The sequence below is a fragment of the Terriglobus sp. YAF25 genome, assembly GCF_052113305.1.
GTDB lineage: Bacteria > Acidobacteriota > Terriglobia > Terriglobales > Acidobacteriaceae > Terriglobus.
Map to the genome: position 1 here is coordinate 1 of NZ_JBFRCY010000893.1, position 1,581 is coordinate 1,581.

Annotated in this window: 1 protein-coding gene and 1 pseudogene; one reads left to right on the plus strand and one right to left on the minus strand. The window is 57.0% G+C overall.

Features of this window, described 5'->3' with window-relative positions:
- The first annotated feature begins 112 nt into the window (after positions 1 to 112).
- Complete coding sequence (galU, locus tag AB4043_RS24925; protein WP_442301421.1) at positions 113 to 991, plus strand: UTP--glucose-1-phosphate uridylyltransferase GalU; 879 nt, start codon at positions 113 to 115, stop codon at positions 989 to 991.
- 144 nt (positions 992 to 1,135) lie between these two features.
- On the opposite strand, the pseudogene AB4043_RS24930 reads toward galU, so the two are convergent.
- A pseudogene (locus tag AB4043_RS24930) lies at positions 1,136 to 1,581 on the minus strand (subclass B3 metallo-beta-lactamase); the annotation flags it as partial.

Consider the following 1,581-nt stretch of genomic DNA (forward strand, 5'->3'; position numbering starts at 1 on the left):
GCGGACAAACGGCAATGCAGCCCGGACGCATCGTAATTGATATAAACGTCTACGCCTAATTGATTTGGTACGATGACGGTACTCAAGTAACGATAAGGACACTTTTTCGCTCATGGCATTCATGAAAGTCCGTAAAGCAGTTTTTCCAGCCGCAGGTATGGGCACCCGTTTCCTTCCTGCAACCAAAGCCACTCCCAAAGAGATGCTGCCGCTCGTCGACAAGCCACTGATCCAGTACGGCGTTGAAGAAGCCGTCGCCGCCGGTTGCGAAGAGATCATCATCGTCACCGGCCGTGGCAAAACCACCATGGAAGACCACTTCGATAAGTCTGCCGAGCTGGAAGCCTCTCTCGAAGCTCGCGGCAAGACTGCTCTGCTCGAAGTCGCCCGCTCCGTCTCGAAGCTGGCAAAGATTACCTACACCCGTCAGGCTGAAGCCCTCGGCCTCGGTCACGCTGTCCTCCAAGCCAAGGCACTGGTCGGAGATGAGCCCTTCGCGGTCATCCTGCCCGACGATATCGTCGATGCCAACGTCGCCTGCATGAAGCAGATGGTGGATGCCTTCAACGAAACACAGGCCTCCATCCTGGGCTCCGAAATCGTGGAGGGTGATGCCATCTCTGCCTACGGTTGCCTGGACTGCACCCCCGACGCAAATAACCCGAAGCTGCTCGCTGTAAAGGACATGGTCGAAAAGCCTAAGCCCGGCACCCAGCCGAGCCAGAACGCCATCATCGGCCGCTACATCCTGACACCGCGCATCTTCGAGATGCTTGAGACCATCACCCCCGGTGCGGGCGGCGAGCTGCAGCTCACCGACGGCATCAAGGCCCTGCTGCAGTACGAAAAGGTCTACGGCTTCACCTACGAAGGCAAGCGCCACGATGCCGGCGACAAGCTCGGTTTCCTGAAGGCCACCGTAGAGTTCGCCCTCAAGCACGATGATCTCGGACCGAAGTTCCGCGAGTGGCTGAAGACGTTCCCCATCTAGTTGCTGGTTCCTGGTTGCTAGTTGCTGGTTGAAAACGAAGGGCGCGGCTTATGGCCGCGCCCTTCTTCCTTTTTTGTCATTTCGTAGCGGAGCGGAGAAATCTGCTTCTCTGCCAGAGAACTTCAGGGAGTAGAAAACTAGCAACTAGGAACCAGCAACTAGCAACTGCTTCTCAAATTCCTTCTCTTTCCCATCCACATACGCCTTATACCCCGCCGAGTCGACCCACGCCTTCACACCTTCCGTCTTCGAACGCGGGTACTTTTCTTCCAGCCCATAGTACTGGCCATGCGCTCCCAGAAAGATGTCGCAGGGCAGCGAATGCAACACGGCATAACTCTTACGCAGATCGCTCACGATCTGCGGATACACCTTGTTGCCCACCAGCTCATACCCGGCATCGCCAAAGTTGGCGCCACCCGCGCCGACAATCACCACGTTGTAGTTCTTACCGCCCTCACTGACCTGCATCGTGAAGGTAGTGCAACCGCGCGTATGTCCCGGAGTCTTGTGGGCCACCAACTTCACTCCGCCTAACTGCACCAACTCGCCGTCATGCAGCACCTTGTCCACATGTGCCGGCGGAAACT

Coding starts and splice junctions, on each gene's coding strand:
- galU (WP_442301421.1), top strand. CDS start 113: ATGGCATTCATGAAAGTCCGTAAAGCAGTTTTTCCAGCCGCAGGTATG.